The following is a 25,805-nucleotide window of genomic DNA, read 5'->3' on the forward strand; positions in this document are numbered from 1 at the left end:
AGCTGACGTCCCATGAAGTTGCGGATGGATCTGAACAGATGGGATATATCTCTGCCAATAGATTCCTGTTCTCTTAGTCTGTCCATCTTCACGGTTTCCTATTTGTTGCGTGCGCAATAATTGTATAAGCAACTAATAAACGTACCGCTGTAATTGTCAGAGATAACTCGACGTATAATTCAGCAAATATATTTATACATTTAAAAATATATCACGCATGGTGATCGAATGTCTCTTATAACCTGGTCTGATAAGTATAGTGTGAATATAAAAGAGATCGATGAACAGCACAAGAAGCTTGTAGGCATGATCAACGAGCTCCACGATGCTATGCTGCATGCTAAGAGCAAAGAAGTGTCTCTTACTATCATCAATAAAATGGCTGACTATACAAAATATCATTTCTCCACTGAAGAGAAATACATGAAGAAGTTCGGTTATCCGGATTATGAAGCACATAAGCTCTCACATGAAAAGTTTGTTGAACAGGTACTTGAGTTCAAAAAAGGATATGAAAACGGAAAAACCGGATTAAGCTATGATCTTTTAAATTTCCTCAAGAACTGGCTGGTCATTCATATACAATCCAGTGATAAGAAATATGCAGCTCTATTTAATGAAAAGGGACTGAATTAATCCCTTTTGAAGCTTGCAGGTATATCAGCTATCACTATGAGTAAGATCTACGCCCATAAGTTCTAGGAATACCTCTTCAAGGGCAGGCTCGATGGTCCTCATTTCTATTATCCTGCCTCCGTTTGTGGCTACGCGTCCTGTGATCTCATTGACAGCACCCATGTCTGCAGTGACAAGCACGAACCTGTCTTCCAGACGTTTTACGCCTTGAATACATATGTCCTCAATATCTTCCAGCATAAACTCCAGCCTGTAGAGAACTTTCGAATGGTCTTTTCGTATCTGCGCAGCGGAGCCCAGTGTAACTTGCTTTCCATCTTTGATTATGAGGATCCGGTCACAAAGGCTTTCCATTTGATACAGGTTATGCGCACTGAAAATAACGGTCTTGCCTCTTTCCTTTAGAGACCTTATATATTCGGTTATGAACCTGGAGGTCATAGGGTCAAGCCCAGAACCTGGTTCATCGTATATGATCAGTTGCGGGTCGTTTATGAGGGATCTTGCAATAGCAACCTTGCGGCGCATGCCTTTGGAAAGGTCGCCTATACGCTTGCCTGCGGCATTAAGCGAAAGATCGTTAAGAAGAGAGTTGATCCTTTGTCTGGCGATGTGCTTTTTAACATCGTATAGTTCTCCGAAAAAGAGTAAGTAATCTTCCACATACATGCCTTCGTAGAGAGGAGATTCTTCCGGCAAAAATCCAAGAAAGGATTTTATCCTTACGGGATCCACTGACATATCGATACCATTTATCCGTATGCTACCTGCAGTAGGCCTCACTAGGCCGCTAAGCATTTTCAGGGTAGTGGTCTTTCCTGCACCATTTGGACCTACAATACCAAATATCTCGCCCTTTCCCACATTAAAGCTTAACCTGTCCACGGCAACAAAGTCACCATATTTCTTTCTCAGCCCATTCACTTCTATCATGTGCAAAAGTAAAATAATACTTTAAATTATATATATTTATTTGATATTCTGGACCCAACTGTACTCAATGTCCATTAAAAGATTCGGGCATCTGCAGGTTCCATATCTATTAATATAATAAAAACATTATATATTTTGATGTCAGGCTGGTATACAGTTGCTAAATGGGAATTTCTCAGATCAGGAATGAAGTTCAGCCACAGGTCTGTATTTGCTATCCTTTTCACATTACTGCTACTTGCTGTTGTATCATATGCAGTATCCTTTACAGGCATGAATCTGGATCAAAAGATATACAGTGTTGTTTCTGCTTCCCCGGAGCTGAACAGCATCATAGAAGCTGATGAAAGATTCTATGTATTAACTGACGATGGTAAAGATGCAGATATAACGGTTGTAGAGGACCGTGCATACCTTTCAGGCACGAAAAAATCAATTGCCGCTGCCGATGCACTGGGGAAGGTGTTCATTGATCACAGAGAAGCTGTCCTTTCATCGTACAACGATATTAACAACAGCCATCCCGTATGGGTTACTATCCATGACCTTGAAAGACCTGAGAGCTTTCAGGTACTGGGGGGAACTACTCAGAAAGATGATCAGGTTTCGGATGATGAGAATGAAAATGCAGATGGTGCCAGAGAGTATAAAGGAAATGCAGCTGCAGCTAAGCGAACTTCTCACATTGTTTCGCCGGAAGAACTGGAGGATCTGGATAATAGTGATTCGAAAACATTATTTGAGAGACAGACCATTGCCACACCTTCCAATTTTACGCCGCCCATACCTTTCACAGCAATACTTTACTCTTTCTTATTCATCTTTCCTATTTACTTTGTTTCTCAGTTCTATTCTTCCAGTATAATGGAAGAGAGGACCAACCGCAGATGTGAGTTGTTGCTTATGGCTCCTCTCAGGAGCAGGGACATAGTGCTTGGAAAAAGCATCCCATATGTGCTTGTCGCCATGGTCCTGCTATCAGTTATCTCCCTTTACATCGAAAGACCTTCGGACATCCATGAACTGGGAACATCCCTTGCAATGATAGGAGTGATATTTCCTGTACTACTCCTGTTCTTTTCATTATCTTTCATTGCAGCTATATTTTCCCGCAGTTTCAAGGAACTGACATTCGCTATGGTATTCTTCTCCGTGATCGTTTCAGGATATGTGTTCTTTCCTGCCATGTTTGCAAATGTGCATGCAGTAAGCTCTATTTCTCCAATGACGCTCATGGTTAACTTGATAGAAGAGGGAAACATAAGTTTTGGGAAGTATGTCTTCTCCACATTACCTTTTTATCTCGTTGCATTGAGCATCTATGGCTTTGGTACAGCGATCTTCCGGGAAGAAGACCTTTTCAGCCAGAAGACCATGACCGAAAAGGCAATGGATTGCATGGAACTGTTCCTCTCGGTACGTCTGGGTTCTGTATTTACCCTTAGCATCGTATCAATTCCTTTCGTCTACATGGCACAACTAATGCTGATAGTGATGCTCTTCAACCTGCCTCTTCCTTATTCGATCATTGCAATGATAACACTCTCGGCTCTTGTGGAAGAAATAGCAAAATCCGTAGGTATCTACACCATCATGAAAAGAGGATTAAGGTCAATGAACCTGAAAACTGCCGGAATGCTTGCATTGCTTTCAGGTGGTGGATTCTTCTTTGGAGAGAAACTCGTATCTGTGATAACCCTTGCACCTATTGCTTCCTCTGCATTCGGATCAGTGATGACCATGGGTACATTGCTCCTGATACCTTTGTTATTACATGTGATCACTACCATGGTCACGTCTCTGGGCGTGTACTTTACAGGTCCCCGATACTATGTATTTTTCCTGATAGTTGCAACGGGAGTACATACCATCTACAATACTTACCTGCTAAGGGGGCTTCTTTTTGGATAAGAATAAAGTGTGTCCGGGCAAGATCCTGTCCATTGCCAGAAGGGAATATAACGGATTGCTGCTTGAAAAGACATTCGTGCTTTCCTTACTTGTACAGCTGTTCATTGCTTCTTTCTCTGCCTTCCTTGTTGTAGGCCTTACATCTTTCTATGACCCAATGGCATTGCAAGGTATGCAAATGAAAGAATCAAAGATAGGGGTTATTGGAGATGGCGAAGGAGAACTCTTCAAATTGATGAAAATAAGTGATCTGGAGCCAGTGAAATATGCTGATTTCGGGGAAGCTTATAATGATTTCTATGACCGGAAAATAGATGCGATAATAAACATACCTAACGAAACGGCTGAAGGAAATAATCTGATCAATCTGGACATATATCTACCCAGATCCGAACTGAAAGCAACGATTGTTTCACTGCAGTTGAAAAAACCACTTGAGAAATTCGAGCAAAGTGTAAGGACCATAAGGACCACGCGGCTTGATGGCTACACCCCTCTTGATATTCAGATCATGCGGTGGGATAAAGGTACATCTTCCAGTAAGCTGGAATTTATCTACGTGGCACTTCTGCCACTACTGGTGTTCACTCCTGCTTTCATATCAGGCGGGCTTGTAATTGACATGATCACCGAAGAATTTGAGCGCAAAACACTGGATTTATTGCTCGCTTCTCCTGTATCCCTGCTAGATGTGATCGGAGGGAAAACTCTGGTTGCAACTGCCATTTCACCTGTACAGTCTCTGGCTTGGATGTTACTGCTGGGACTTAATGGCATAGGGATCAATAACTTTACTGAGATCCTATTAATGGTGGCTATTGTTTCTTTGATACTTGTCGTTGTGGGAAGCATAATAGCTGTCTTGTGCAGAGAAAGAGGAACAGCTCAGTTGTTCTATTCACTTGTACTGATACTTCTGTTCATGTCATCGTACCTATATACCAATTCACCTCTTAATCTTGTTTCCAGGCTTGCGCTTGACAGCATAGGATATGTGGAAGCGTTTACATGGATAGCAGGATACATGTGCCTTGCTGTCCTGTTGTTATGGATGTTGACCAGCATCGTGGAAAAAGAACATATGAAGATCTGATATGAAAAGAACGTCACATGTTTTTTTTACTTTCATTATACTGCTGTTTTCCATCTTTCCCAGCAGTGCATATGATTTTCAGCATGAGGATATCTGGGTCTATAAAGGAAGTTTTGAGCTTGGACCTGGGGAGAAGGCCACAATTGAAAGATATACCCTGAAGGTCTATGAACTTGATCAGGAAGCTGCAGAGCCATCGGCTGTGATCCTTGTATACAAGAACGATGACTTCAAAAAAGCCTATTATGTGGATGCCGGCCCAAACGATCAGAGAATATATGACAATGACCTTAAGATCAAAGTGAATGGAATCTCTTCAGGCAAGATCTCTATCGTTTTGTATGGGCACGAATTTGAAAAAGTGTGGGTGCTGTCGACGCCTAAAATCTCTTTATCGATGGGGGATGTGATACAGGATGGAGCATATGCCATATCCTTAACAAACTTTTCCAGCAAAGAAGTAAATATTTCAGTTACCTCTCCATCAGGGAAATATGAGAATGCTTTTGTTTTGCGTGATTACAAAAAATATGACCGTGAACTCATGGTCAGGCTGGTTTACATAGATAAAGACCGATCAAAAGCGTTCATTGAAACATACAGGCCGGGAAAACCAGATGTTGAGGTCGCTTTATCGCCTTCTAGTGATACCTTTGAGGCTGACGACACTATTTCGTGTATACTTAGGGTAACCAACAATGGTACTTTATCTCTGAGGGGGATCAAAATAGAGAATAAGGTCAGTGAAGGTGTATTTACCGAACAGGCACTGTCATTGGAAACTCTTGCACCATTACAAACAGTGGCATTAAATATGGGTCTTGATATTCCTGTGGCAGCAACAGGCAGATCCATATCTGTCACAACAGAAGTATCAGGTGGAGATTATTCAGGAGATGCATACTATGCAACCGATACACAAGATTTCTTTGTCGGGCCTTATGTTTGCATGACCAAGGAGATCAGAGGGAATAACAGCCTATACGGAAAAACTATTGCTTCAACCCATGAACAACTGGAGATTAGCCTTAAGCTGAAGAACATGAACGATATACCAGTAGTATTAACAGTAACAGACAGCGTACCAGACTCTTTCGGGTTGCAGGATCCAGAAAAGCTTGAGTGGGAATTGCAAGTCGGTCCTCATGCTACCAATGAGATCACTTACATTGTTAGCCCGCACATCCCCGGTAATTTCACTTTAGGGAGTGCCGTTGCTAGCTGGAGAGACAATGGAGATGTATATGAGGTAGCATCTGCTGCCCCGCAGCTAATGGTGAACGGTTCCTATGTGGTGGCAGATAAGACCGTCAATACCGAATATGCAATGGAAGGGGAAAATGTTACTGTAACCTTGCAGATATCAAATGGGGGTGACAAGGAAGTAAAGGTCAGTATGCATGATAATATTCCTAAAGATGCTGATCTTGTAAGCGGTAGCTTGGAGTGGTCTGCTAAACTTGCTCCGGGGGAAACATCCACAAAAAGCTATAATATCGTTTTTTCAGAAGCAGGAGAATATGCACTACCAGCATTACAGGTAGATTATACTAATGTGCAGATGAAAGAAGTGACTGTTTACTCGGAGCAGGTAGAAATGTACATTGACAGGGAAGTTGTATCTGAAGTATATGAGGAACCTGAAGCTTGCAGTATAGCATCTGTGGTAAATGAGCCACAGGAAAGTGAGATAACAGATCTACAGGCTGCAAGTTTCCTTGTTTCTTCTTTTGTAGGGATTTTTTGTATTGTAGCAGTGATACCTGTAGTGGTGTTTTTTTTAATAAGAAAAGTATATATCTAATACACTAGTAATATATTAATGCCACAGGTTTGGCCAGTTTTAGAAAATATGCTATGATGATACTATGGATATTACATATTCCTTTATCTCACTGGTAATATTCGCGCTGCTATCATTGATGGCTATTTTGCTCATGGTGTATGTATCTTCGGCAGTTGCTATACTTGCCCTTTTACTGGTGCCTCTTACATGTATTTTCATTATGTCTGATACGGCATTGTCTTTCCTCGCTTTCAGGCATGTGGTGCTTGCCGAGGGAAATGTGCCTATAAACAACTACCATGTCTTGTTGTTCATCTGGTCAACGCTCATTGGTATGATCGTTTATTCGGAAATCTTCACATGGTACCTGGGAAGAAAAGAATATAAGAAAGTTCAGGTAAAAGCTGCAGAGACAAAGCCTCCAAAAAAGATCATATCTTCTTCCATGGGCATTGTCTCAAAGGCTGTTTCTCTGCTTCATAGGTAAATACCGAAACATAGAAATCGTTCCGTTTTGTACGCTCTGCTCACAGCAGGAGGTTAGGTGGAGCGAAATAGCAGTTTACACATTAAGTTTATTTTAAGAGCCTCTGCATGTCTTCTTCTATAGTGCTGTTCGGTGTCAGATTGAACTTCTCCACCAGGACCTTGAGAACATTTGGTGAGATAAAAGCCGGTAGCTTTGGACCAAGGGTAATGTTATGTATCTCAAGCCTCAGGAGAGTAAGCAACACAAGGACCGCTTTTTGTTCGTACCATGCGATGTTGTACGAGATCGGTGCTTCGTTAACATCGATAAATCCAAGTCTGGACATGAGTCCTTGTGCAATGACGATCAGTGAAAATGAATCATTGCATTGTCCTGCGTCCAGTACCCTTGGGATACCATCAATATCCCCAAGATCTAGTTTATTGTAACGATATTTTGCACATCCGGCTGTGAGTATTACAGTATCCTTTGGCAATGCTTCTGCGAAATCCGTATAATATTGTCTCTCCTTGTGACGGCCGTCACATCCTGCCATGACAATGAACTTCTTTATCTTGCCTGCTTTGACGGCATTAACGATCTTGTCTGCGTTAGAGAGTACGGAATTATAAGCAAAACCTGTCATGACGGTGCCTTCTTCCAGTTGTACCGGAGGTTCACACTGCTTTGCCTGCTCGATAATGGCCGAGAAGTCTTTCTTACCATCCTCAGCCACAATGTGTGTGGCGCCATCATAACCTACTGGGCCTGTAGTATATAACCTGTCAATGTAGGTATTCTTTGGAGGAACTATGCAATTGGTCGTCATCAATATCGGACCGTTGAAGCTCTCGAATTCCTGCTGCTGACGCCACCATGATCCTCCGTAGTTGCCTACCAGGTGTTCGTACTTCTTAAATACTGGATATGAATTTGCAGGCAGCATCTCCCCATGAGTATATACATCTACCCCTGTTCCTTCTGTTTGGTCCAGTAGTTGTTTCAGGTCATGCAGGTCATGTCCGCTGATGAGGATACCAGGCTTGTCTCTTGTTCCAATATTGACCGAAGTAGGTTCCGGATTTCCGAATGTGGCGGTATTTGCCATGTCAAGTTCCGCCATTACGTCAAAACCTTTCTCCCCACATTTTAGGACCAGTGAGATGAGCTTCTCATCAGTCAGGCTATCATCCGTAGTTGCCACAAGGGCTTCTTCGATAAATGAATTTACTTTTTTATTGGTATGTCCAAGCATCATAGCGTGATGTGCATATGCTGCGATCCCTTTGATGCCATAGATCAACAGTTCTCTCAATGATCGGATATCTTCGTCCTCTGTTGCAAGTATGCCTGCATTTCTGTCTTTAAGGTTTTCCGGGTTCAAAGTTGCGATCTCGGGCAGATCTTTCTCATCAAGAAGATCGTTATCCAGAAGTTTTTGCCTGATCTCACTCTGGAGCTTGAGGCCTCTGTCGATGCGGTCATGAATTCCGCTCGCTCTGAAATCTGTATTCGTAATTGTTGAGAAAAGAGCATCAAGCATGAACTCATCTGTCCTCTTTTCAGAAATACCAGCCTTTCTTGCTTTCTGATTGTAGAATGCAATGCTTTTAAGCACGTAGATGAGGTCGTCCTGAAGTTCCGCGACTTCCCCTTTCTTACCGCACACCCCATTTTTTGTGCAGCCTTCCCCTTTCATTGTTTCTTCACACTGGTAGCAGAACATTTTGTCACCTTCTTTTTTATATGTGATGTGTAGGTAGTCTATTTACCTTTCTGTCCCAAACCCATAATATTCGTCCCTGGCAGCCACAAATGCCCTGATCTTTTCAATAGGGGTCTGCGGGGCGATCCCACAACCCGGGGCAAGTATACCTACTCCATTCTCGATACATTGTTTTGCTTCTTTTTTGATCTGTTCCGGGGACCTTTCCAGCAATGTAAAAACAGGAGATACATTACCTATAAGGCAAGCTCTGCCTGCAACTACCTTACTTGCATAGGCAAGGTTCACTTTTTCCTCTATGCTCAGTCCTTCAAAACCGGAATCTGCCATCTTGTCCATGATCTCTGTGGCATCCCCGCAAATATGAAGGATCGAGTGCCCTTTCAGATCCTGTGTGATCGACCTGTAATGAGGCAATATCATGGATTCGAACAGTGGAGGAGGAAAAAGGTCAGGGCCTGACTCTGAATCTATAATCACCACCGCATCCACGCCTCTGTCAAATAGGGCATTCGCATATTCCGTGCAAGCACTTGTACCCAGGACCAGCAGTTCTTCAAGAACTTCAGGTGCAGTGATACACCACATCAGATAATTATTCACGCCACACAGACAACAGGCGATAGCAGCAGGACCCAGTATACCAGCAATTACCGGAACGTCATCTGAGAGTCTGCTTTTTACAATATCAGTGGCCTGGAGAACTGTTCTTATTCTTCTGCTTTCAAGCAGTTTATCGGGTACTGTCATACCGGCAACATCTTTCTTTTCCTTGCATGGGAAATCGATTATCTGTGGCTGGGTATCCAGAGTTCCTTCTTTAATGGTACAACCAAGGGTCTCAGGCATCACCGTGTTGCAAAAAGGGTATCTCACCGCCTCAAGTCCTGTTATCTCGTGTGCTGCAATAGCCAGAGTTGCCATCTTCTCAGGGTCATAATGAGCATCAGGCCACTTTGCGCCTGTCAGTTCCATAAGTTCCACGATTCCGGTCTGTGTTACCGAACAGACAGGCACCTTATCAACATCTTTCCTTTCAAGAGAAGCGATAAAACGTTGTTTTAATGTCAGTTCCGACAGAACAGATTCCCCCATAACAATATAAGTTCTATTTTGTATCATTATTCTCTATAGCTAAATAAATCAATTGTATCAGCACAGTATGAGCAGCCTTATTCTGCTGATCTTGGGGGTGACCCTCGTTATGCAAGATAAGTTTCACAAGCATACACATTTGTGTAAGAACATTCTCAGTAACTGTCCAGAAGAGTATGATCCGATCAATATTGAAACAAAATGAGCGAATTGTGAATAAGGCCCTAAAAAACATGATCAATGGGGCCGTGGAGATTTGAACTCCAGTCACTAGACCCCCAGTCTAGTAGGATGGTCCAGGCTACCCTACGGCCCCCTTAAGGGATAGGCATACCCTAATGTACATTGTAGTATATCTCTTTTTCCGATGGGATAGATATGGCTGTGGTCCAGGTATTATATGCTTCTATGACCTCTGAGCCTTCAATAAATACCATTCCGTGTTTTTCAGCATAGGCTTTTGCATCTTCTTTGGAAAGAGCCCTGCCTGTGTTGTCATCCAGCATCTCGCATACCACCATAGCTGGCGTGACATCAGCTATCTTGGCGAGAGCAATTGATAGTTCGGTCTGGCCAAGCCTCTCATTTATCAATCCTTTTGCTGCCCTTAGGGTTGCTACATGGCCAGGGGTACGGAACTCGGAACCAAAGTTCACTTTCTTTCCAGCAAGAACTTTTTCTACAATATCTCCTAGTTTTTTTATTGTAATAGCTCTGTCATTGTCTGGAATACCTGTGCGAGTATCTCTGTGGTTCACCCAGATCGAAAAAGAAGAACGGGAATCGTATCGGAGGTCTCCTCCCTTTTCTACAGTACCTCCAAGGGTACTGCTGCACTCATGTGCAGCACGCATCACTTCAGCTATAAAAGGCAGGTCCAGTTCTTCACATGCCATCGGATCCAAGGCTACACATATCAGGCCTCCTCCGTCCTTGCGCATGCGTTTCACATCCTCAGGCCTCACTGCCTGAGCAAGGATCGTAAGGTCGGTTTCAGCTTCCCTGCCCTCAGCATCAAAAAGCAGGAACATCTTACCCTGCCTTATGGCATCTATTGCCTTCAATATGTTATTGCTGTATCCTTGCATGCCTGTCATTTTATCCCTCACATTTGTTTTTTTTCTCTACTACTATTTTCACTTCGTCCCCATCTATTAAATGAAGTTTTTCCCGGAGGTTTACTGGAGCTATTATCTCCAGCAGATTGGCCGGATAATGTGTTCTTTCCGGGATAATGACTGCGCTCTTCATTCCATTTATTCTTATTGGATAGCACTTCCCCGCACCAAAGGTTCGCTCTCCGTCGTTGAAACCCTCTATTAAGACTGGTTCTGTGCACTCCATTAGCTGTCGCGTTGCAACACTAGCCTCATTTAGTTTTATATTCAGAGTTCCCGGAAAAGGCTGAAAACCCAGTTTTTCAGAGAACTGTGACATATATCCATGTTGTGCGATGTAGTATTGACCTTCTCCCAAACCCGCTATGACCTTGCCATGGAGCTCGATATTCGCATCATCCCGGCAGAAAATACGCTGATATTCAGCGTATTCCTTACGCAATAGGTCTATACCATTGCACGTGAGTATGATCTTTTGTCCGCCCGGAACAAGTTGGCGTTCAATGTATTTGTCATCTTCAAGCTGTTTTAGCAACCTCGCTGTGGTTTTGGAACTGGTGGTTGTATACTGCGCAAACTCAGCAGAAGATATTTTAATGTGTTTATCGGTAGCACCAAGAAGTGCCAATTTCTTTAAAGGCTCTGCAGCATACATAATAAAAATCCCATCTCATATTAGAGATGAAACTCATATTTGAGGTGATATGTAGATAAATGTTTTGATAGAATATTTCATCACTCACATTTTCAATGCCGACATCTATGAAAATAAATACTGTCCCGCAAGATCAATATTTGTAGAGTACGAATAGAAAAGAAAAGAACAGGAATGAGATCGTCTCTCATTCTTCGGAGATCGTGACCTTTTTCATCACATCTTTTGGTTTTATTTTGTTGACAACGTCCATGCCCTCGATCACCTGACCAAATACTGTATGAACTCCATCAAGGTGAGGTTGGGGCGAGTGAGTGATAAAGAACTGGCTGCCACCTGTGTCCTTACCTGCATGTGCCATTGAAAGAGCTCCTTTGCCATGCTTGCGGGGATTGCCTTTTGTCTCGCACTTGATAGTGTAACCGGGACCACCTGTGCCATCTCCCTTTGGACATCCTCCCTGGATGACGAAATTAGGGATTACCCTGTGGAATGTCAGTCCATCGTAAAATCCCTGTTTTATGAGCTTTTCAAAGTTTGCCACTGTTTTGGGTGCATCCTTTTCGAACAGTTCCAGTACGATATTGCCTTTCTCGGTCTCAATGATAGCTTTCTTCATTATTCCCACCTTATTTCATCTGGTTAAAGGATGGGATAGATTTAAGTGTTTCTATAATATCTTTTTTGAAATATTCGACTGTGATTTTTATATCTGGAATGTAATTGTGAGAATCTTAAGCACAATTTTGTCCACATTTAAGTCACAATATTTTTATAAAAAGAGTTCCATAATAAACATGATGGATGATAGAGGTCAGATTGCCATGGACTTCCTGCTGGGAGTTTCATTGGTGCTCATTGCTATAGGTTTTACAGTACAGTTTGTTCCAGGTATTTTTATCTCCGGCTCAACCGGAGAAGATAAACTTGGTTATGCGGCATACCGCACTTCCTGTATTCTTGCAGAAGACCCTGGCTGGTGGTCAAACAATAGTGATAATGATACTTGCTGGGAGTATCATACAGCAAATGTGCAACGTATAGGGCTGGCTGCAGATGATGATGTCAAATCCAGGCTCACAGAAATCCCAAACATGATCTCAAAAGATAAGTTAGTCCAGTTCAAAAAATTAAGTGAATTAAATGAAACTGAGTTTATACGTAAACTCGGGCTTTTTGACAGTATCAATGGTAAACAAATGAACTACGGATATAACATCTCATTTTTGCTTGATGGGCAGCCAGTGGCAATAAACAATTCTACTATGGTTATAGGCAGTTCATTGCTTCCAGGCCAGAACATGGCAAAGATGAAGAGGATAGTGTTGCTTGAAACAGGCAATATTTCTGTTTTTGATGGCAGATATCTTAATAGATATGCGGGGAATAAAAATATAGCAAACATTAGCATTATCGGTCCGGTGGCAGAGAATGTTACAATACAGATAAACAATTTCAATATCTCAGGTTCCAATGCTGCATTCATAAATGCCAGTCTGAATGGTTCAACTTTACTTCAATCTTCAAATTACACCATACAAAAAAGACCACTTTACGGGAACTTCAATTCATACGTAAGTCCGGATAGGATACTAAATAATGATAGCTTGCTGATAGATCTTAATAGCAGCCTTTTTTCTTCTAATACATCTTATCAGTTGAAACTTGGTTTTACCGACGTATTTTACCCCAAAGTATCTCTTTTTTCTAGCTACAATGAAAACATTGAAAAGAGATACGAACCTGCTTTGCTCGTAGTGGAGGTGTGGTGATGGACGATAAAGCTCAGCTCCAGACTTTAGAGGGACTTGGAGCAGCCTTGCTTATAACAATGACCGTTCTGATCATTACTCAAAGTTCCACGGTGATGACCCCTCAAAATGAGATGATGCTTGATGTCCAGCTTGAGCAGATGTCATATGATACTCTCACTTTGCTGGACGTCGCTCCATCTTATGCAATAGGCGCCAATCTTACGGAATGTGTTTCAGGCTGGGATATGAAAGACGCTACAATAGGTAATAGCACTTTGCCTCTTTTAGACAGTGAACTATCTTTATTGTTGCCGGGATTGCTGTACAATGTAAATATATCCTATGTTCAAAATGGCAACCTGATCACAAATAATACTATTCTCCACGGTTATCCTACAGAAGATGCAGCAGTTGCACGCAGGACTGTGATGCTTACTAATTCCACGGTCGCTGCGGCCAATGGGAAGTGGTCACTTGCATCTGATGAACTTCAAATGGTGGAGGTGAGGCTTACAGTATGGCAGGTTTAAGAGATAATACTTCAGGACAACTGATCATTCTTTCGGGATTTGTGCTTTGCTTTTCACTGGTAACTCTTGCAGTGCTGGTGAATCAGACGATGATCACTGGCTATCATTCATCTAATGCGGTGCTGGAGTTCCCAAAACACCAGATCAGGGACATTACATCACAGACGAGAGAAAGCTCTGTGTATATAACAGAACTTGCTATTGAACTTAATCAGAGCAACAGCAAGAGCATAGAGCACAATTATTGTCTGCTTTTTGAGAATTATACGGAACAGATGGCGATGCTATATGCAGGTCATGGGGAAGAGGTCACTCTTTCTCTAAGTACGATTGACATTGCATCTATTACAAACAATAACTTGAATATCAGTACTGTAGGAGTTAACATAACATATAACAACGGTATGACGTACTATTCTTCCGAACCAGAGATCATTGAGGTGGGATCATGAAAAATCTGTTCAGAAACGAAGAAGCCGTTTCTGTGACTATGGAATATATCATATTCTCAATGCTGTTCATAACTCTTTTTGTCATGCTGTATATGAGCTTTGGTGATATGCTAATGAAAGGACCAAAAGAGACCGTGGTCCAGAATGAGTTCAGTGACATTGGTAATATGATGAGCACTCTAGTTACGGATATGTATCTTATACTTCCGGAAAATGGTGTGATCGAGTCTGATTACATGATACCCTCGGAAGTTGGCGGTGAACCCTACATCATTAATGCTAACCTTGCCATGACGGATCAGATATTTGAACTGAAATCCTCCTCGGGTAAGGAATCAAGTGTTACAATAAGTGGAATAGCGACTACAATTCTTATCAATGGTACGGTTTCAAGCAGTGATATAAATCACAGGATAAGCTATGACTCAAGAAAATAGGAATGATGCTGCCGTCTCCGAGACAGTGGGATTTATTTTGATGTTCTCCATCGTGATATTGTCGATGAGCATGATCTACATATTAGGATACCCTATCCTACAAGATCATATTGAATCCAGTGTATTTGAAAATGCTCAGCAGAGTTTCATTGTTTTGCAAAGTGATATGAAAAGGGTTGCATTTGAGCAGGTGCCTGTGAAGACAATGAAAATGAAACTGCACTCTTCAACATTGTCCGTTGATGATCGCTCTTCAATAGTGGTCAACTATAACGGTACTGACGTTCGTTATAACACAGGGAATATCGAATTCATCAAGAATGAGGACATACTGACTTATGAAAATGGAGGATTATGGATGAAACAACATCCATCTGGATCAATTCTGGTATCCAAGCCCCCTATCTATACAGGTATGATCAACAACGACAACATGACAACAATAGGTGTCATAAGCGTTCATGGTCGTCGTTCCACCAGTGGAAATGGAATAGCAAGCATAAACATGGAACACAATTCAAGTAACCTGATCAAACCTTCAGAGAAAGTGGATGTCACTATAACGATCCAAAGTGCATATTCCAAACAGTGGGCCAGATATCTTGATGAAAACGGTTTCAATATAATTAGTTCTAATTCATCCAGTGTATCTGCCCAAAGGCTTCAGACGTGGCTTATTATAGGCAGTCATGATATAGATGTTTCGATCATGTGAAATTGATTATAACGTTCAAAAAAGTATTTCATAAGCTACTTTTTGAGTCCCCTTGGATCGCATCCGAATATCGATAGGTTTTTATCTGAGTTGGCTTATCGTATATTCGATAATTGCTATATAAATAGTAACGATTGTCATACAAGCACGGAGAGTAAAAAATATGGTAGCAGTAATCAATGTAAGCGAATGCGTAGGCTGTGGAACATGTGTTGATGAGTGCCCTGCAGAGGCAATCTCACTGAATGGCGACAACATTGCAGTAGTCGATGCTAATGAGTGTCTGGACTGCGGTGCATGTGTTGATGTGTGCCCAACCAGCGCTATATCAATGGAATAAAGTATTGACCAATCTTTTCCTATTTTTCTGATCGTTTTCTTTTCTTCGAGGTTACAATATGGCAGAGCCAATCAGAGCCGGAATATTGGGTGCTACAGGAGCTGTCGGACAGAGGTTCATACAAGCACTTGCCGATCATCCATGGTTTGAGATCACTTCCCTTGCTGCTTCAGAAAAGAGTGCAGGAAAGAAATACAAGAATGCAGCTAACTGGAGGCTGGATGTAAAACTTCCGGATGAAGTTGCAGATATGGAAATTGTACCTGTGGATCCCAACAAGGTGGATGCAGATGTTGTTTTCTCTGCATTGCCTGCAAGCCTTGCAAAAAGCGTGGAAGCAGATTTCGCAAAAGAGGGTTTTGTGGTGGCAAGTAATGCCTCTGCGCATCGTATGGATAAAGATGTCCCTCTTGTGATCCCGGAAGTCAATGCAGACCACCTTGGACTTATAGAAGTTCAGCAGGATAAGAGAGGATGGGACGGATATATAATTACAAATCCTAACTGTTCTACGATCATGCTGGTAGCTACACTGAAACCACTCATGAAATTCGGCATCCAGAATGTAAATGTAGCCACAATGCAGGCCATATCCGGTGCCGGGTATGAAGGCGTGCCATCAATGGCCATCCTTGATAACGTAATACCCTATATAGGAAGTGAAGAGGAGAAAATGGAAACCGAACCTCTCAAACTTCTGGGTGAGTTTAACGGTTCAGAGATAGTAAATGCAAATTTCAAATTGAGTGCTGCTTGTAACAGAGTGCCTGTTATGGACGGCCACACTGAAACAGTATGGATCACCATGAGGGATAATCCAACTCCTGCGCAGGTTAGGCAGGAATTCCTCAATTTCAATCCCAATTTGGGGGACTTACCCACCGAGCCTGAACAAGTACTTATAGTAAGGGAAGAGGCCGACAGGCCACAACCTCGCCTCGACCGCAATATGGGCAACGGAATGAGTATCAGTGTAGGACGCATAAGAGAAGGCATACGTTACGTTCTGATGGGCCACAATACTATTCGTGGAGCAGCAGGTGCCAGTGTGCTCAATGCTGAACTCCTGCACAAGCAGGGCAAACTCTGATGACATAAAAAGGTATCGAGAAAATATGATGCATCGCCTGATCACATTCCTATTTGTCTGTTTGCTGTCGATGGGAGTAATATCAGGCGCTGTGGCATCAGATGTAAATACTATTTTTGAACTTGAGTTAGTGCCTCTATCGGAGATCATTAAAAATCCAACGGTTTACGATAGTACGATGGCTTATCGCAAGATAAGCGTTGTCGGAAATATTTCTGAAATAGATAAGCACCTGATCACCATTAACCAGGATAACTATGAACTAAAAGTAGACCACACCAATCAGCAGCTGTTTGCTGGTTTTAATGTGGGGGACGGTATCAAGCTCACAGGACAGTTTCTCTATGATCCGATGGGAACTAGTATCTTTTACCCTAACTATGTTATGCATTATCCCACTGTACAGATGGGTGAGGTAAACATAAGTGCCATTATTTCCAATGCATCAAAGTTTAACGGAAAATATGTTACTGTGACAGGCAATCTTACCGGAATTAAGCCGACAATGGGAGCATATGTTGCTGATATTTCAAGTCTGGATACTGGTCACAGACTTCGCGTATCTTACTATGGGTCTACTGATCTTGAAGCTGGGGACATGGTAAGCGTTAGCGGTCTTTTTAACGGTGATGTCCTGTATAGTGGACAGATGGGTAAAAAGCGTCCTCCATTATCTATTAGCACGTTCATACCCGGTTTTACGGGTCTTTGGTCCATGTTTATCATTGGATTACTGGTTATATATATGAAGCATGAATGACTTAAAACCTCAAGATCATCATGTTAATTGCATTATCAGTTGGAGGGTCCATTCTTGCAAAGGACCTTAGTACTGAAGGTTTCCGCGCCTACGCAGATATGCTCAGGGATCTGGCGAAAGAACACAAACTCATAGTTGTTGTCGGAGGAGGCGTTGCTGCAAGAGATTACATCAGGACGGCAAGGAGCCTGGGAGCTAATGAAGCTGAATCTGATTATATCGGTATCTCTATAACCCGTTTGAATGCACAGCTACTTATTACTGCGCTTGGAGAGGATGCATATCCGGAGCCTCCTGTAGATTACAAGGAAGCATGGAAAGCTCTTTCTTCAGGCAAGATCGTTGTTATGGGAGGGGTAATTCCGGGACAGACGACGGATGCTGTAACTGCCATAGTTGCTGAATATCTTAAAGCTGATCTTATTGTTATTGCGACATCTGTTGACGGAGTATATTCAGCTGATCCAAAGAAGGACCCGAATGCAGTCAAGTACGAGACCATGACCGCCAAGGAACTTGTAAAAATAGTGATCTCTACAGAGATGAAGGCTGGTTCCCAATCACCTGTAGACCCCCTGGCAGCCAAGATCATAGAGCGCTGTAATATTAATACCATTGTTATGCATGGAGCAGATCCTAAGAAGGTGGAGTATGTCATTATGCAGGAAAGCATAGGTTCTATGCCTTCGAAAGAAGTTCATCTTGGCACACGGATCGTAGGATAAGTTTCTGTGGTCAGCATGAAACTTAGAATATTTCTTACTGTTTTTTTCCTTTTTATCACACTGGTCTTTCCTGCTGCAGCTACTGGACAGGTAAGCATCGCTGATATGTATGCAAATGGTGATCTATGTGAGGTCACGATCGGTTTTTCAGAGTATATGCGTAATGTGACACTGAGCTATGATCTGATGTTAAGTGATCGATCCATAGATTCCAAAGTAGTCAGGCTGGGTGATGTATCCGCAGGAAATTTTACTCTAATTACTTTATGGGAGAGTGAATTGAAAAAGAACATCTATTCTTTTTCGGTAAGTGTATTTGTAGATGGAGAGCTTGCTGACAGCAGGCAGACAGAATTCGTTCATGGTAATCAGGCATTGCTGGAATTCAAAGTTGCAGGTTTCAATTCTGATAATAAGGGAGCAGCTGTCGTCATCAGCCCTACTGATATTTATCGTCCTTCCATTGTAGATATGACATTTGAGATCTTCCGGCAGGATGAGTTGATATATTTTGAAACTTTAGAGGACATTTCTGTAATCCAATCCATGGAGAAGAGCATCATATGGCCCATTTTGCTTGACAATGGGCAACAGTATGTCACAGTGCTGAAGGTCCGCTCCCATGGATCCGATCTTACATCAGCCTATATTTCCATCTTCATGGCAGAGCAGGATGTGGAAATAATGACCGATGATGTAGAAATTGATGAATATGGTGCAAGTGTAACACTCCGGGGCATGTCACAGGTGCCTTTCTATGGTAAGGTAGGAATAACCCTTAGCAGCGATCAAAATAGTACATATTTTGAAGAAGAAAGTGAAGTTCTCACTTTCAACAAAGAGGATACAGTTGGTTTTCTATGGGAAAATATTACAGGAGGAAACTATGCTGTGATAATAAGTGCGATCGGCAATGATGGTAAGATCCTCGATAGTTACGAGACTGCCGTGAGGATCACAGAATTGCCCCCGGCCCAGCCGGAACAAACGAATGAGTTATCTGGTCTGAACATTGTTTACAGCATTACAGTTTTCTTGGCTGCTGTTCTCCTATTCAGTATTAAAAGGGGATAAGATGCTTGATCTCATCATCAAGAATGTTGTCCAGCGCAAGGTAAGAACTATGCTGACCATCTGTGGCATAGCTCTGGGCATATTTGCCCTGGTGGTGATGGGGGCTATGTCTGAGAATTTCGGACAGACCTTTGAAAAATCCATGAGCCTGACAAGTGAGAAGATCAGGGTCTTTGCAGAGAGCGGCATTTTTGGTGGTGGCCTGAGCGAACACAAAGTTTCCGATGTAAGGCGTGTGGCAGGAGTCGAGGATGCTTATGGAGTGCTTGTCACTTTGTTCGATGAAGACCAATTCGGTATGAGCGGCAAGCAGGTGTTGGGCGTACCACCACGGAAATCGAGAAATGTATTAGAACCTGTGGAACTCAAAGCAGGAAGATTTCTTACGGCCGGAGATACGTACCATACAGTGGTAGGAAAGAACATTGCCGGAGAGTACGGTCTGGATGTAGGTAGCACTCTGGAACTGAACGAGAAAAGGTTTACAGTTGTTGGCATTATGGAATACACAGGTTCTATTTTTGACAGTTACGCTACAATACCTCTTGATACAGCTCAGGATATATATACTGCCGAGACCTCCATTACATACATCTTCGTCGAACCGGCACCAGGTGTAGATGCTGAACTCCTGTCCAAAAGAATAGAGCTGAGCGTAAAAGGAGTAAACACAATTTCTCCCAATGAACTAAAGGAACAGGCAGGTCAATCATTGCTGATATTTAGTGTGGTGACTATAAGTTCTGCCATTCTTGCAGCTATTATAGGAGGTTTGAGTGTGATGAATACTATGCTTATGTCAGTTGCTGAAAGGACACGGGAGTTCGGCATTCTGAAAGCAATGGGAGCAGAGACAAAGGACATCATACTTCTCACTTTGGGAGAAGCTGCCCTGCTGGGTGTAATAGGGGGTGTCCTTGGCATCGTTACCGGAGGCGTAGCAGCATATGCCCTGAATTCATGGCTTGCCTCCAAGGGCATAATATTATTCACAATAACTTACAGGCTGCTTATAGTTGCTATGCTGTTCGCAACACTCATAGGAATGGCATCTGGAGCATACCCGGCTTACCGGGCAGCCAGCATGAGCCCAATGGAGGCTCTGAGGCATGGATGAACGAATAGTGCAGGTAGAAGACCTTTCCAAAACATACATGCAGGGGAAGATCCCGGTAACTGCGGTCCATGATGTCACGTTCACCATCAGTCAGGGAGAACTTGTTGCCATAATGGGGCCAAGTGGCTCTGGGAAGTCTACTTTGATGGCTCTTGTCGGCTGTCTGGAAAAACCCACAAGTGGCAAAGTCGTGATAAGAGGTCTTGATATCACTGCTATTCCTGACAGGGAACTTCCAGGGATCAGGCGGAGGATGATAGGTTTTGTATTCCAGCACTATAATCTGTTACCAGCATTGTCAGCTCTTGGGAATGTCGAGCTTGCCATGAGGTTTTCAGGGATGACTAAAAAAGAGAGGCTGAAAAGGGCAGAAGATCTGCTTCAGAGACTAGGACTTGAAAAACGGCTGCATCACAGGCCAAATGAACTTTCTGGGGGGGAGCAGCAGAGGGTAGCTATCGCAAGGGCTATTGCAAACGGTCCTTCCATAATTCTCGCTGACGAACCTACTGGAGAGGTAGACAGCAGTACACGAGATAAAATTATCACAATATTCGAGGAATTGAGGCTTCAGGGGCAGACGATCATAATAGTTACCCATGACCCGGAAGTTGCAAAGCACTGTGACAGAGTGATCCGCATAATGGATGGAACCCTGTCACATGAGGAGAGAAGAGATGATCAGCAATATGCTACAAGGTAAGCTGTGTCTTCTGCCTTCTTCTCAGTTTCCACAGTGGTAGAAGGGTTTGTTTTAGCCTTTGATCCCTTCAATGCTTCCAGATTCATTTCCAATTGTTGGATCTGCATCTTTGCCCTTTGTACCTTCTCATTTTCAGCTTTCAGCTTTTCCAGAAGTTCTGCCTTCCTTTCTTCACTAATGTTTGAATCTGATATTTGCTTCTGGTACTGCTGGGATACTTGAGCATATTTCTTGAACATTTCGTGGAGAGTATCAAGGTTCTTTTCCAGATCCATTATAGTCTTGTCCATGCCGGTCGCTTCCTTCGTTTTTTGAACTTATTTTGGTTATCTGCGGCTTATATTTGGTTCTAAGCTCTAGTTAAAAAAAGAATAATTATCTATATATAGATTTCTACACAACAGTGTATACTCATTGTCATAATGATGAGTGAACTTCTCTTATCTTCTTTAATAGACAGTGGATATGGGAAATGAAAATAAACAATAAGTAAAAAATAAAAAAGAGTGAAATATAGTATATGATAAAGATCTTAACAAATTCCTTCCGAACCCTCGCATAGCTGCAGTATTGCAGCTTCCGGGTGTGAATGTATCACTTCATTGAGCTGCTTTTTGCAATCAGTTGGAATGTTCGACAATGTACTATCCTTTTCGACGAAATCTATTATGGATTCATTCTCTGTTAGCTCTATAACATCGAAATCGTTTACCATTAACATTACTTCCAGGATAGCCCTCTTTATTGAATTCTCATCTTCGTTTTGTGCACTGATGACAGCTTTATCATGGTGTTTGAGTTCAGCATGCATCTTTTCGATTTCCGGAGCAAGGGCCTCCATGCCTGCCTTCATGGCTGCTGCTGCAGCAAGTACCTGGACAAGTACTACTTCATCAGACTCGAACATGTCTCCTATCTCCTTCATAGCTGCTATGCATCCTTCATCGGCAAGTACCACAGGATCTATTCCTTTCTGTATACCTTCTGTTACAGCCGATTTTACTGCCTTTTCATCAAATTCATGGATCGATTTTTTTATCCTGAAAAGGATATTATCTTTTGTTTTTTCCAGATCAGTTTTTAGCACACTAATACCTCCCGCGTTCCCCTCAATGGTAAGGCAGGAACATTGTAACATATTGCACAAAAACTAAGATGTATTTATATTTTGCGAGTCCCGGATGATAAATCATTATTAATATGATGGTTTTAATAAAAACAGAAAATTATATTTGTATATGTATTTTAATCAAACAAAATCATAACAAAAGTAGAATACTGATCTTTTTTGTTGATATCAGTGAACAGATCGTTCATTATAAGGAAATAAATGTCAATACCTGCGCAATTGCAGGTATTGGATCTTACATAGAAGAAACTATTCTTGCAATATCGTTACCTACATCGGATGTGGTTGATGTACCACCCATATCATAGGTCTTTACCTTACTGTCAAGGATGTTCTTTTCAATAGCAGCAACTATAGCATCTGCTGCATCTTTTTCTCCAAGCTGTTCCAGCATAAGGGAACCTGCCCAGATCGTAGCTATAGGGTTTACCTTATTTTGTCCCTTGTACTTTGGTGCAGAACCATGTATTGGCTCGAACATACTCGTACCCTCTGGATTAATATTGCCTCCCGGAGCGAGTCCAAGACCGCCCTGTACCATTGCGCCGAGGTCTGTGATTATGTCACCAAACATGTTAGGAGTGACAACTACATCGAACCATTCCGGGTTTTTCACAAACCACATGGTAATTGCATCCACATAGTTAAAGTCGGTTGTTATTTCTGGATATCCCGAGGCTATGTCCTGGAACTCCTGTCTCCAAAACCCATATATATCGGAAAGTACATTCGCCTTGTCCACTGAGGATACGTGTTTCTTTCTTTTCATAGCAAGATCAAAAGCGTATTTGATCACTCTGCGGGTTCCTTCCTTTGAGATCATTCCTATCTGGTAAGCGATCTCTTCACTATCTGTTTCAATGTCTAGGCCGAACTTAGCAGAATACAGGTTTCTTTCAACCTCGAGCAGGTTCTTGCTGACTCCCTTTTTAGCTTTTCCGCCAATGCCTATGTAGAAATCTTCAGTGTTCTCTCTTACCACAGTGAAATCTATGTCTTTTGGGGTCTTGTCTTTTACAGGTGTCCACACACCCTCAAGCAATTTTATGGGCCTGAGGTTCACGTACTGGTCGAAATAGAACCTTGCTGCCAGAAGAATCCCTTTTTCCAGAACCCCCGGAGCAACTCTTGGATCTCCGATAGAACCAAGGTATATCACAGGGTAATTGGAGAGTTCTTTGAGCGTATCGGAGGAGATCAATTCTCCGGTTTCAAGGTAATGATCTGCTCCATGGGGGAAATCCACCCATTCAACATCGAACCCGAATTTCTCGCCTGCTGCATCTATAACCTCCTTACCTTCAGCAACTATCTCTGGCCCGATACCATCGCCGGGTATAGCTGGAATCTTATACTGTGTCATGTTCCTTCCTTTTAAAACCGATATTTGTCTTTGTATTTACCTTACCATTTTTTTGGCATATTCTATCAGCCCGCCGGAATCCACGATCCCCCTCACGAAATCCGGTAGTGGGGTGGCTTGGTACTGCTCATCCTTTGAAATATTCTTAATGATCCCCGTGCTAAGGTCTACCTCAAGGATATCTCCATCATCTATTCTGTCGGTATCAGGGCATTCCAAAAGTGGAACTCCTATATTGATGGCATTCCTGAAAAATATGCGAGCAAAAGATTTTGCTATAACACAGCCTATCTTTGTTCCTTTTAGCGCCAAAGGCGCATGTTCTCTCGAAGATCCGCAGCCAAAATTATTGCCAGCAACAATTATATCGTTCTCTTTCACCTGCTTTGGGAACTCCGGCCTCACACCCTCAAAAGCGTGGGCTGCAAGTTCTTTGGGTGTGTTCATTATAAGATACCTGCCCGGGATCACAGCATCGGTATCAATATCATCACCAAATTTCCAAACTTTTCCTTTCATGTTATCACAGCCAGACGAATTATAATATTATCAATGATAGTGTCATTCTTTCAGCTTTATAGTAACTGACATCAACTACCTAAATACAATAATCCTAAATAATACTAATGTAAAGGGAATGATAATTCATACATCCGGCCAGGATAATAGTTATTCAGTTTTTTCATGTCCATAGCCTAGTGCACTGGGTTCATTGCCCCCGTGCCAGCTAAGCCGTGGGCGCATTCTTACTATATGAGCCGCCTCGGTGGTATCATCAAGTATAAATGCTATTCCCTGTTCCATTCCCATTTTCCGGATAGAATCCCCAATATTCTCTTTCATGTAGCTTGGTCTGAAAGATTCAAGAGCATTGACATCTTCAGCAGCTGTAAGACGATGGCATATGAGTATATCTGATTGTGAAGTGACTTCCGGATCAAGGGCTGAAGGACGTTGTGTGGCAAGGATCAGTGAAAGCCCCGGCTGTCTGCCCTGGCGCAACCATTCGTTGATAAGTATATCTGAAGCAAGTGTCTTGCTTCCCTTAGGTACAAAAAGATGAGCTTCGTCGATGAACATCCAGACCATGGGCATACCTGTGTTATCTTGTTCATATCCCATTGTCATACATTCCTCTGATCTGCGCGCATCAAGGCGCTGATAATAAATTTCCTTGCTGATCTGCCCAACAACAGCTGCTCTTACGTCCAGGTCCTTAAGAGTGCTAACATCGAGAACTGTTGTGCAACCCCTTTGAACAAGGTCTTTCACAGGGACTCCTTCTTCTGTGAAAATGCCCCATGAAGATGCCGTTCTGATGTAGTTCTCAGCAGCACTCTTGGTCACACTGTCAGCTCTTTCGTCTTCCATCACCACGTCCATTATTGTATCAAAGGAAAAACTTCCATGCATTGATCTGAGCTCTGCAACTACTCTTATTAGCAGTACTCCCAGAGGAGAAACTTCATCGATACTGAAAAGCTTACACCATGCATAACCATCCATTGAAGAAATGGGAATAGAGAACGGTAGGACCTCTATTTTTTGTCCTTCATATTTACTGATACTTCCGGCAGGGACGAAAACTTTTATTTCTACTCCTCTTGGGTCAAGTGACCATTGCTTCAATAAGATCTCTTGTGGGTCATTAGATTTTCCCATTGTCCAGAATATGCCCATGGTATCGATCACGAGAGACGCAATATTATTCCTGATGTAAAAAGGAAGCAATGATAGTTCTTCTACAAGGGTACCCATAGTATAGGACTTTCCATAGCCTCTTTTACCACAGATCAAGATACAATGAGGCCTAAGAGCATCCAATCCTACATAAGACGCAGCTGAGCCGTCCAGTGCCAGATATCTCCCAAGGTTAAGAAGACCCATTTCCTCATTATTTCTTCTACCAAGAACATAGCGTTTTTTGGTGACACCCGCTGCAAAAGTATCAGAGATAGAATTCATACATGTGAAAAATATGCAACATATATATTTATTTCCATCTGATGCTCAGTTGCCAGGCATTTAATGTAAAATAGTAGTATCCAGTGCAAAAATCGGGGCAGGTCATAACTTAAAAATAAATTACAAGGTCACAGGATCAAAACAAAAAGTATAAATTCTAGGGTAATGAATCCATTAAGAGGAATCTCCTGTACATAAAGAATCACTCCCATCGGTTCATTCTATCTAA

General features: G+C 42.3%; 28 protein-coding genes and 1 tRNA gene. 17 read left to right on the plus strand and 12 right to left on the minus strand.

Annotation, left to right across the window (positions count from 1 at the left end):
* Positions 1 to 228: 228 nt before the first annotated feature.
* Positions 229 to 636 carry a bacteriohemerythrin gene (locus AB7U21_RS01860; protein ID WP_428386702.1) on the plus strand — a complete coding sequence of 136 codons (408 nt, stop codon included), beginning with the start codon at positions 229 to 231 and terminating at the stop codon, positions 634 to 636.
* 24 nt (positions 637 to 660) lie between these two features.
* Here the strand turns inward: AB7U21_RS01860 and AB7U21_RS01865 are convergent, their stop codons facing one another.
* Positions 661 to 1,569, minus strand: coding sequence for an ATP-binding cassette domain-containing protein (locus AB7U21_RS01865; protein WP_428386704.1), 909 nt, complete (start codon positions 1,567 to 1,569; stop codon positions 661 to 663).
* 138 nt (positions 1,570 to 1,707) lie between these two features.
* Here AB7U21_RS01865 and AB7U21_RS01870 point away from each other — a divergent pair, with 138 nt between their 5' ends.
* The 4 genes from AB7U21_RS01870 (at position 1,708) to AB7U21_RS01885 (ending at position 6,846) form a co-directional block, all read left to right on the plus strand.
* Entirely contained in the window at positions 1,708 to 3,480 is a 1,773-nt protein-coding gene (locus tag AB7U21_RS01870; RefSeq protein ID WP_428386706.1) for an ABC transporter permease, read from the plus strand.
* Complete coding sequence (locus AB7U21_RS01875) at positions 3,473 to 4,573, plus strand: ABC transporter permease (protein WP_428386708.1); 1,101 nt, start codon at positions 3,473 to 3,475, stop codon at positions 4,571 to 4,573. Before AB7U21_RS01870 ends, AB7U21_RS01875 begins: the two co-directional genes overlap by 8 nt.
* Position 4,574: 1 nt before the next feature.
* Entirely contained in the window at positions 4,575 to 6,377 is a 1,803-nt protein-coding gene (locus AB7U21_RS01880; protein WP_428386710.1) for a CARDB domain-containing protein, read from the plus strand.
* 64 nt (positions 6,378 to 6,441) lie between these two features.
* Positions 6,442 to 6,846 carry a hypothetical protein gene (locus tag AB7U21_RS01885; protein WP_333786522.1) on the plus strand — a complete coding sequence of 135 codons (405 nt, stop codon included), beginning with the start codon at positions 6,442 to 6,444 and terminating at the stop codon, positions 6,844 to 6,846.
* Between the two features lie 88 nt (positions 6,847 to 6,934).
* Here the strand turns inward: AB7U21_RS01885 and hcp are convergent, their stop codons facing one another.
* The 6 genes from hcp to AB7U21_RS01915 all read right to left on the minus strand — a co-directional run bounded on the left by hcp (position 6,935) and on the right by AB7U21_RS01915 (position 12,041).
* Positions 6,935 to 8,554, minus strand: coding sequence for a hydroxylamine reductase (gene hcp, locus AB7U21_RS01890; RefSeq protein ID WP_428386713.1), 1,620 nt, complete (start codon positions 8,552 to 8,554; stop codon positions 6,935 to 6,937).
* A 42-nt stretch (positions 8,555 to 8,596) separates the two neighbouring features.
* Positions 8,597 to 9,634 (minus strand): methylcobamide:CoM methyltransferase MtaA, encoded by a 1,038-nt coding sequence (gene mtaA / locus AB7U21_RS01895; protein WP_428386732.1) that lies wholly within the window; start codon positions 9,632 to 9,634, stop codon positions 8,597 to 8,599.
* A gap of 256 nt (positions 9,635 to 9,890) precedes the next feature.
* Positions 9,891 to 9,965, minus strand: a tRNA-Pro gene (locus AB7U21_RS01900).
* A gap of 19 nt (positions 9,966 to 9,984) precedes the next feature.
* The gene (gene ribB / locus AB7U21_RS01905) at positions 9,985 to 10,746 is read right to left on the minus strand and encodes a 3,4-dihydroxy-2-butanone-4-phosphate synthase (RefSeq protein WP_333786524.1); all 762 of its coding nucleotides are present in this window, start codon (positions 10,744 to 10,746) and stop codon (positions 9,985 to 9,987) included.
* A 1-nt stretch (position 10,747) separates the two neighbouring features.
* Entirely contained in the window at positions 10,748 to 11,422 is a 675-nt protein-coding gene (locus tag AB7U21_RS01910; RefSeq protein ID WP_333786525.1) for a winged helix-turn-helix domain-containing protein/riboflavin kinase, read from the minus strand.
* A 187-nt stretch (positions 11,423 to 11,609) separates the two neighbouring features.
* Positions 11,610 to 12,041, minus strand: a complete 432-nt coding sequence (locus AB7U21_RS01915; protein ID WP_333786526.1) for a peptidylprolyl isomerase — start codon at positions 12,039 to 12,041, stop codon at positions 11,610 to 11,612.
* A 178-nt stretch (positions 12,042 to 12,219) separates the two neighbouring features.
* Between AB7U21_RS01915 and AB7U21_RS01920 the strand changes: the two genes are divergently transcribed.
* The 12 genes from AB7U21_RS01920 (at position 12,220) to AB7U21_RS01975 (ending at position 21,119) form a co-directional block, all read left to right on the plus strand.
* Positions 12,220 to 13,194 carry a DUF7287 family protein gene (locus AB7U21_RS01920; protein WP_333786527.1) on the plus strand — a complete coding sequence of 325 codons (975 nt, stop codon included), beginning with the start codon at positions 12,220 to 12,222 and terminating at the stop codon, positions 13,192 to 13,194.
* Positions 13,194 to 13,706: a DUF7288 family protein gene (locus tag AB7U21_RS01925; RefSeq protein ID WP_333786528.1), complete on the plus strand. Its 513-nt coding sequence runs from the start codon at positions 13,194 to 13,196 to the stop codon at positions 13,704 to 13,706. Before AB7U21_RS01920 ends, AB7U21_RS01925 begins: the two co-directional genes overlap by 1 nt.
* Positions 13,694 to 14,158 carry a hypothetical protein gene (locus tag AB7U21_RS01930; RefSeq protein WP_333786529.1) on the plus strand — a complete coding sequence of 155 codons (465 nt, stop codon included), beginning with the start codon at positions 13,694 to 13,696 and terminating at the stop codon, positions 14,156 to 14,158. Before AB7U21_RS01925 ends, AB7U21_RS01930 begins: the two co-directional genes overlap by 13 nt.
* Positions 14,155 to 14,595, plus strand: a complete 441-nt coding sequence (locus AB7U21_RS01935) for a hypothetical protein (protein WP_428386717.1) — start codon at positions 14,155 to 14,157, stop codon at positions 14,593 to 14,595. Before AB7U21_RS01930 ends, AB7U21_RS01935 begins: the two co-directional genes overlap by 4 nt.
* Positions 14,579 to 15,310, plus strand: a complete 732-nt coding sequence (locus AB7U21_RS01940) for a DUF7289 family protein (protein ID WP_333786531.1) — start codon at positions 14,579 to 14,581, stop codon at positions 15,308 to 15,310. The genes AB7U21_RS01935 and AB7U21_RS01940 overlap by 17 nt, the downstream gene beginning before the upstream one ends.
* Positions 15,311 to 15,473: 163 nt before the next feature.
* Positions 15,474 to 15,650, plus strand: coding sequence for a 4Fe-4S binding protein (locus AB7U21_RS01945; protein ID WP_292352393.1), 177 nt, complete (start codon positions 15,474 to 15,476; stop codon positions 15,648 to 15,650).
* 58 nt (positions 15,651 to 15,708) lie between these two features.
* Positions 15,709 to 16,740: an aspartate-semialdehyde dehydrogenase gene (gene asd, locus AB7U21_RS01950; protein WP_333786532.1), complete on the plus strand. Its 1,032-nt coding sequence runs from the start codon at positions 15,709 to 15,711 to the stop codon at positions 16,738 to 16,740.
* 25 nt (positions 16,741 to 16,765) lie between these two features.
* Positions 16,766 to 17,500, plus strand: coding sequence for a hypothetical protein (locus AB7U21_RS01955; protein WP_333786533.1), 735 nt, complete (start codon positions 16,766 to 16,768; stop codon positions 17,498 to 17,500).
* A 20-nt stretch (positions 17,501 to 17,520) separates the two neighbouring features.
* Positions 17,521 to 18,225 carry a UMP kinase gene (gene pyrH, locus AB7U21_RS01960; RefSeq protein ID WP_428386720.1) on the plus strand — a complete coding sequence of 235 codons (705 nt, stop codon included), beginning with the start codon at positions 17,521 to 17,523 and terminating at the stop codon, positions 18,223 to 18,225.
* Between the two features lie 15 nt (positions 18,226 to 18,240).
* Entirely contained in the window at positions 18,241 to 19,299 is a 1,059-nt protein-coding gene (locus AB7U21_RS01965; protein ID WP_428386722.1) for a hypothetical protein, read from the plus strand.
* A 1-nt stretch (position 19,300) separates the two neighbouring features.
* Positions 19,301 to 20,416 carry an ABC transporter permease gene (locus AB7U21_RS01970; protein ID WP_333786536.1) on the plus strand — a complete coding sequence of 372 codons (1,116 nt, stop codon included), beginning with the start codon at positions 19,301 to 19,303 and terminating at the stop codon, positions 20,414 to 20,416.
* A complete protein-coding gene (locus tag AB7U21_RS01975; protein WP_428386725.1) occupies positions 20,409 to 21,119 on the plus strand; it encodes an ABC transporter ATP-binding protein in 711 nt (236 codons plus the stop codon). The genes AB7U21_RS01970 and AB7U21_RS01975 overlap by 8 nt, the downstream gene beginning before the upstream one ends.
* Here the strand turns inward: AB7U21_RS01975 and AB7U21_RS01980 are convergent.
* The 5 genes from AB7U21_RS01980 to AB7U21_RS02000 all read right to left on the minus strand — a co-directional run bounded on the left by AB7U21_RS01980 (position 21,098) and on the right by AB7U21_RS02000 (position 25,576).
* Positions 21,098 to 21,409 (minus strand): hypothetical protein, encoded by a 312-nt coding sequence (locus AB7U21_RS01980; RefSeq protein ID WP_333786538.1) that lies wholly within the window; start codon positions 21,407 to 21,409, stop codon positions 21,098 to 21,100. The two genes, AB7U21_RS01975 and AB7U21_RS01980, sit on opposite strands and share 22 nt — an antisense overlap.
* Positions 21,410 to 21,651: 242 nt before the next feature.
* The gene (locus tag AB7U21_RS01985) at positions 21,652 to 22,206 is read right to left on the minus strand and encodes a B12-binding domain-containing protein (RefSeq protein WP_333786539.1); all 555 of its coding nucleotides are present in this window, start codon (positions 22,204 to 22,206) and stop codon (positions 21,652 to 21,654) included.
* 277 nt (positions 22,207 to 22,483) lie between these two features.
* Positions 22,484 to 23,611: an isocitrate/isopropylmalate dehydrogenase family protein gene (locus AB7U21_RS01990; protein WP_428386727.1), complete on the minus strand. Its 1,128-nt coding sequence runs from the start codon at positions 23,609 to 23,611 to the stop codon at positions 22,484 to 22,486.
* Positions 23,612 to 23,647: 36 nt separating this feature from the next.
* Positions 23,648 to 24,130 carry a 3-isopropylmalate dehydratase small subunit gene (locus tag AB7U21_RS01995; protein ID WP_333786541.1) on the minus strand — a complete coding sequence of 161 codons (483 nt, stop codon included), beginning with the start codon at positions 24,128 to 24,130 and terminating at the stop codon, positions 23,648 to 23,650.
* A gap of 150 nt (positions 24,131 to 24,280) precedes the next feature.
* Positions 24,281 to 25,576 carry an ATP-binding protein gene (locus AB7U21_RS02000; RefSeq protein ID WP_428386730.1) on the minus strand — a complete coding sequence of 432 codons (1,296 nt, stop codon included), beginning with the start codon at positions 25,574 to 25,576 and terminating at the stop codon, positions 24,281 to 24,283.
* Positions 25,577 to 25,805: the final 229 nt, after the last annotated feature.

Origin of the sequence: Methanomethylovorans sp. (genome assembly GCF_050177135.1) — an archaeon.
Classification (GTDB): Archaea; Halobacteriota; Methanosarcinia; order Methanosarcinales; family Methanosarcinaceae; genus Methanomethylovorans.

Coding starts and splice junctions, on each gene's coding strand:
- AB7U21_RS01955 (WP_333786533.1), top strand. CDS start 16,766: ATGATGCATCGCCTGATCACATTCCTATTTGTCTGTTTGCTGTCGATG.
- AB7U21_RS01970 (WP_333786536.1), top strand. CDS start 19,301: ATGCTTGATCTCATCATCAAGAATGTTGTCCAGCGCAAGGTAAGAACT.
- AB7U21_RS01995 (WP_333786541.1), bottom strand. CDS start 24,130: ATGAAAGGAAAAGTTTGGAAATTTGGTGATGATATTGATACCGATGCT.
- AB7U21_RS01945 (WP_292352393.1), top strand. CDS start 15,474: ATGGTAGCAGTAATCAATGTAAGCGAATGCGTAGGCTGTGGAACATGT.
- AB7U21_RS01870 (WP_428386706.1), top strand. CDS start 1,708: ATGTCAGGCTGGTATACAGTTGCTAAATGGGAATTTCTCAGATCAGGA.
- pyrH (WP_428386720.1), top strand. CDS start 17,521: ATGTTAATTGCATTATCAGTTGGAGGGTCCATTCTTGCAAAGGACCTT.
- asd (WP_333786532.1), top strand. CDS start 15,709: ATGGCAGAGCCAATCAGAGCCGGAATATTGGGTGCTACAGGAGCTGTC.
- AB7U21_RS01990 (WP_428386727.1), bottom strand. CDS start 23,611: ATGACACAGTATAAGATTCCAGCTATACCCGGCGATGGTATCGGGCCA.
- AB7U21_RS01885 (WP_333786522.1), top strand. CDS start 6,442: ATGGATATTACATATTCCTTTATCTCACTGGTAATATTCGCGCTGCTA.
- AB7U21_RS01865 (WP_428386704.1), bottom strand. CDS start 1,569: ATGATAGAAGTGAATGGGCTGAGAAAGAAATATGGTGACTTTGTTGCC.
- AB7U21_RS01880 (WP_428386710.1), top strand. CDS start 4,575: ATGAAAAGAACGTCACATGTTTTTTTTACTTTCATTATACTGCTGTTT.
- AB7U21_RS02000 (WP_428386730.1), bottom strand. CDS start 25,576: ATGAATTCTATCTCTGATACTTTTGCAGCGGGTGTCACCAAAAAACGC.
- AB7U21_RS01975 (WP_428386725.1), top strand. CDS start 20,409: ATGGATGAACGAATAGTGCAGGTAGAAGACCTTTCCAAAACATACATG.
- AB7U21_RS01910 (WP_333786525.1), bottom strand. CDS start 11,422: ATGTATGCTGCAGAGCCTTTAAAGAAATTGGCACTTCTTGGTGCTACC.
- AB7U21_RS01940 (WP_333786531.1), top strand. CDS start 14,579: ATGACTCAAGAAAATAGGAATGATGCTGCCGTCTCCGAGACAGTGGGA.
- AB7U21_RS01930 (WP_333786529.1), top strand. CDS start 13,694: ATGGCAGGTTTAAGAGATAATACTTCAGGACAACTGATCATTCTTTCG.
- AB7U21_RS01860 (WP_428386702.1), top strand. CDS start 229: ATGTCTCTTATAACCTGGTCTGATAAGTATAGTGTGAATATAAAAGAG.
- AB7U21_RS01980 (WP_333786538.1), bottom strand. CDS start 21,409: ATGGACAAGACTATAATGGATCTGGAAAAGAACCTTGATACTCTCCAC.
- AB7U21_RS01965 (WP_428386722.1), top strand. CDS start 18,241: ATGAAACTTAGAATATTTCTTACTGTTTTTTTCCTTTTTATCACACTG.
- AB7U21_RS01935 (WP_428386717.1), top strand. CDS start 14,155: ATGAAAAATCTGTTCAGAAACGAAGAAGCCGTTTCTGTGACTATGGAA.
- AB7U21_RS01920 (WP_333786527.1), top strand. CDS start 12,220: ATGATGGATGATAGAGGTCAGATTGCCATGGACTTCCTGCTGGGAGTT.
- AB7U21_RS01925 (WP_333786528.1), top strand. CDS start 13,194: ATGGACGATAAAGCTCAGCTCCAGACTTTAGAGGGACTTGGAGCAGCC.
- ribB (WP_333786524.1), bottom strand. CDS start 10,746: ATGACAGGCATGCAAGGATACAGCAATAACATATTGAAGGCAATAGAT.
- hcp (WP_428386713.1), bottom strand. CDS start 8,554: ATGTTCTGCTACCAGTGTGAAGAAACAATGAAAGGGGAAGGCTGCACA.
- AB7U21_RS01915 (WP_333786526.1), bottom strand. CDS start 12,041: ATGAAGAAAGCTATCATTGAGACCGAGAAAGGCAATATCGTACTGGAA.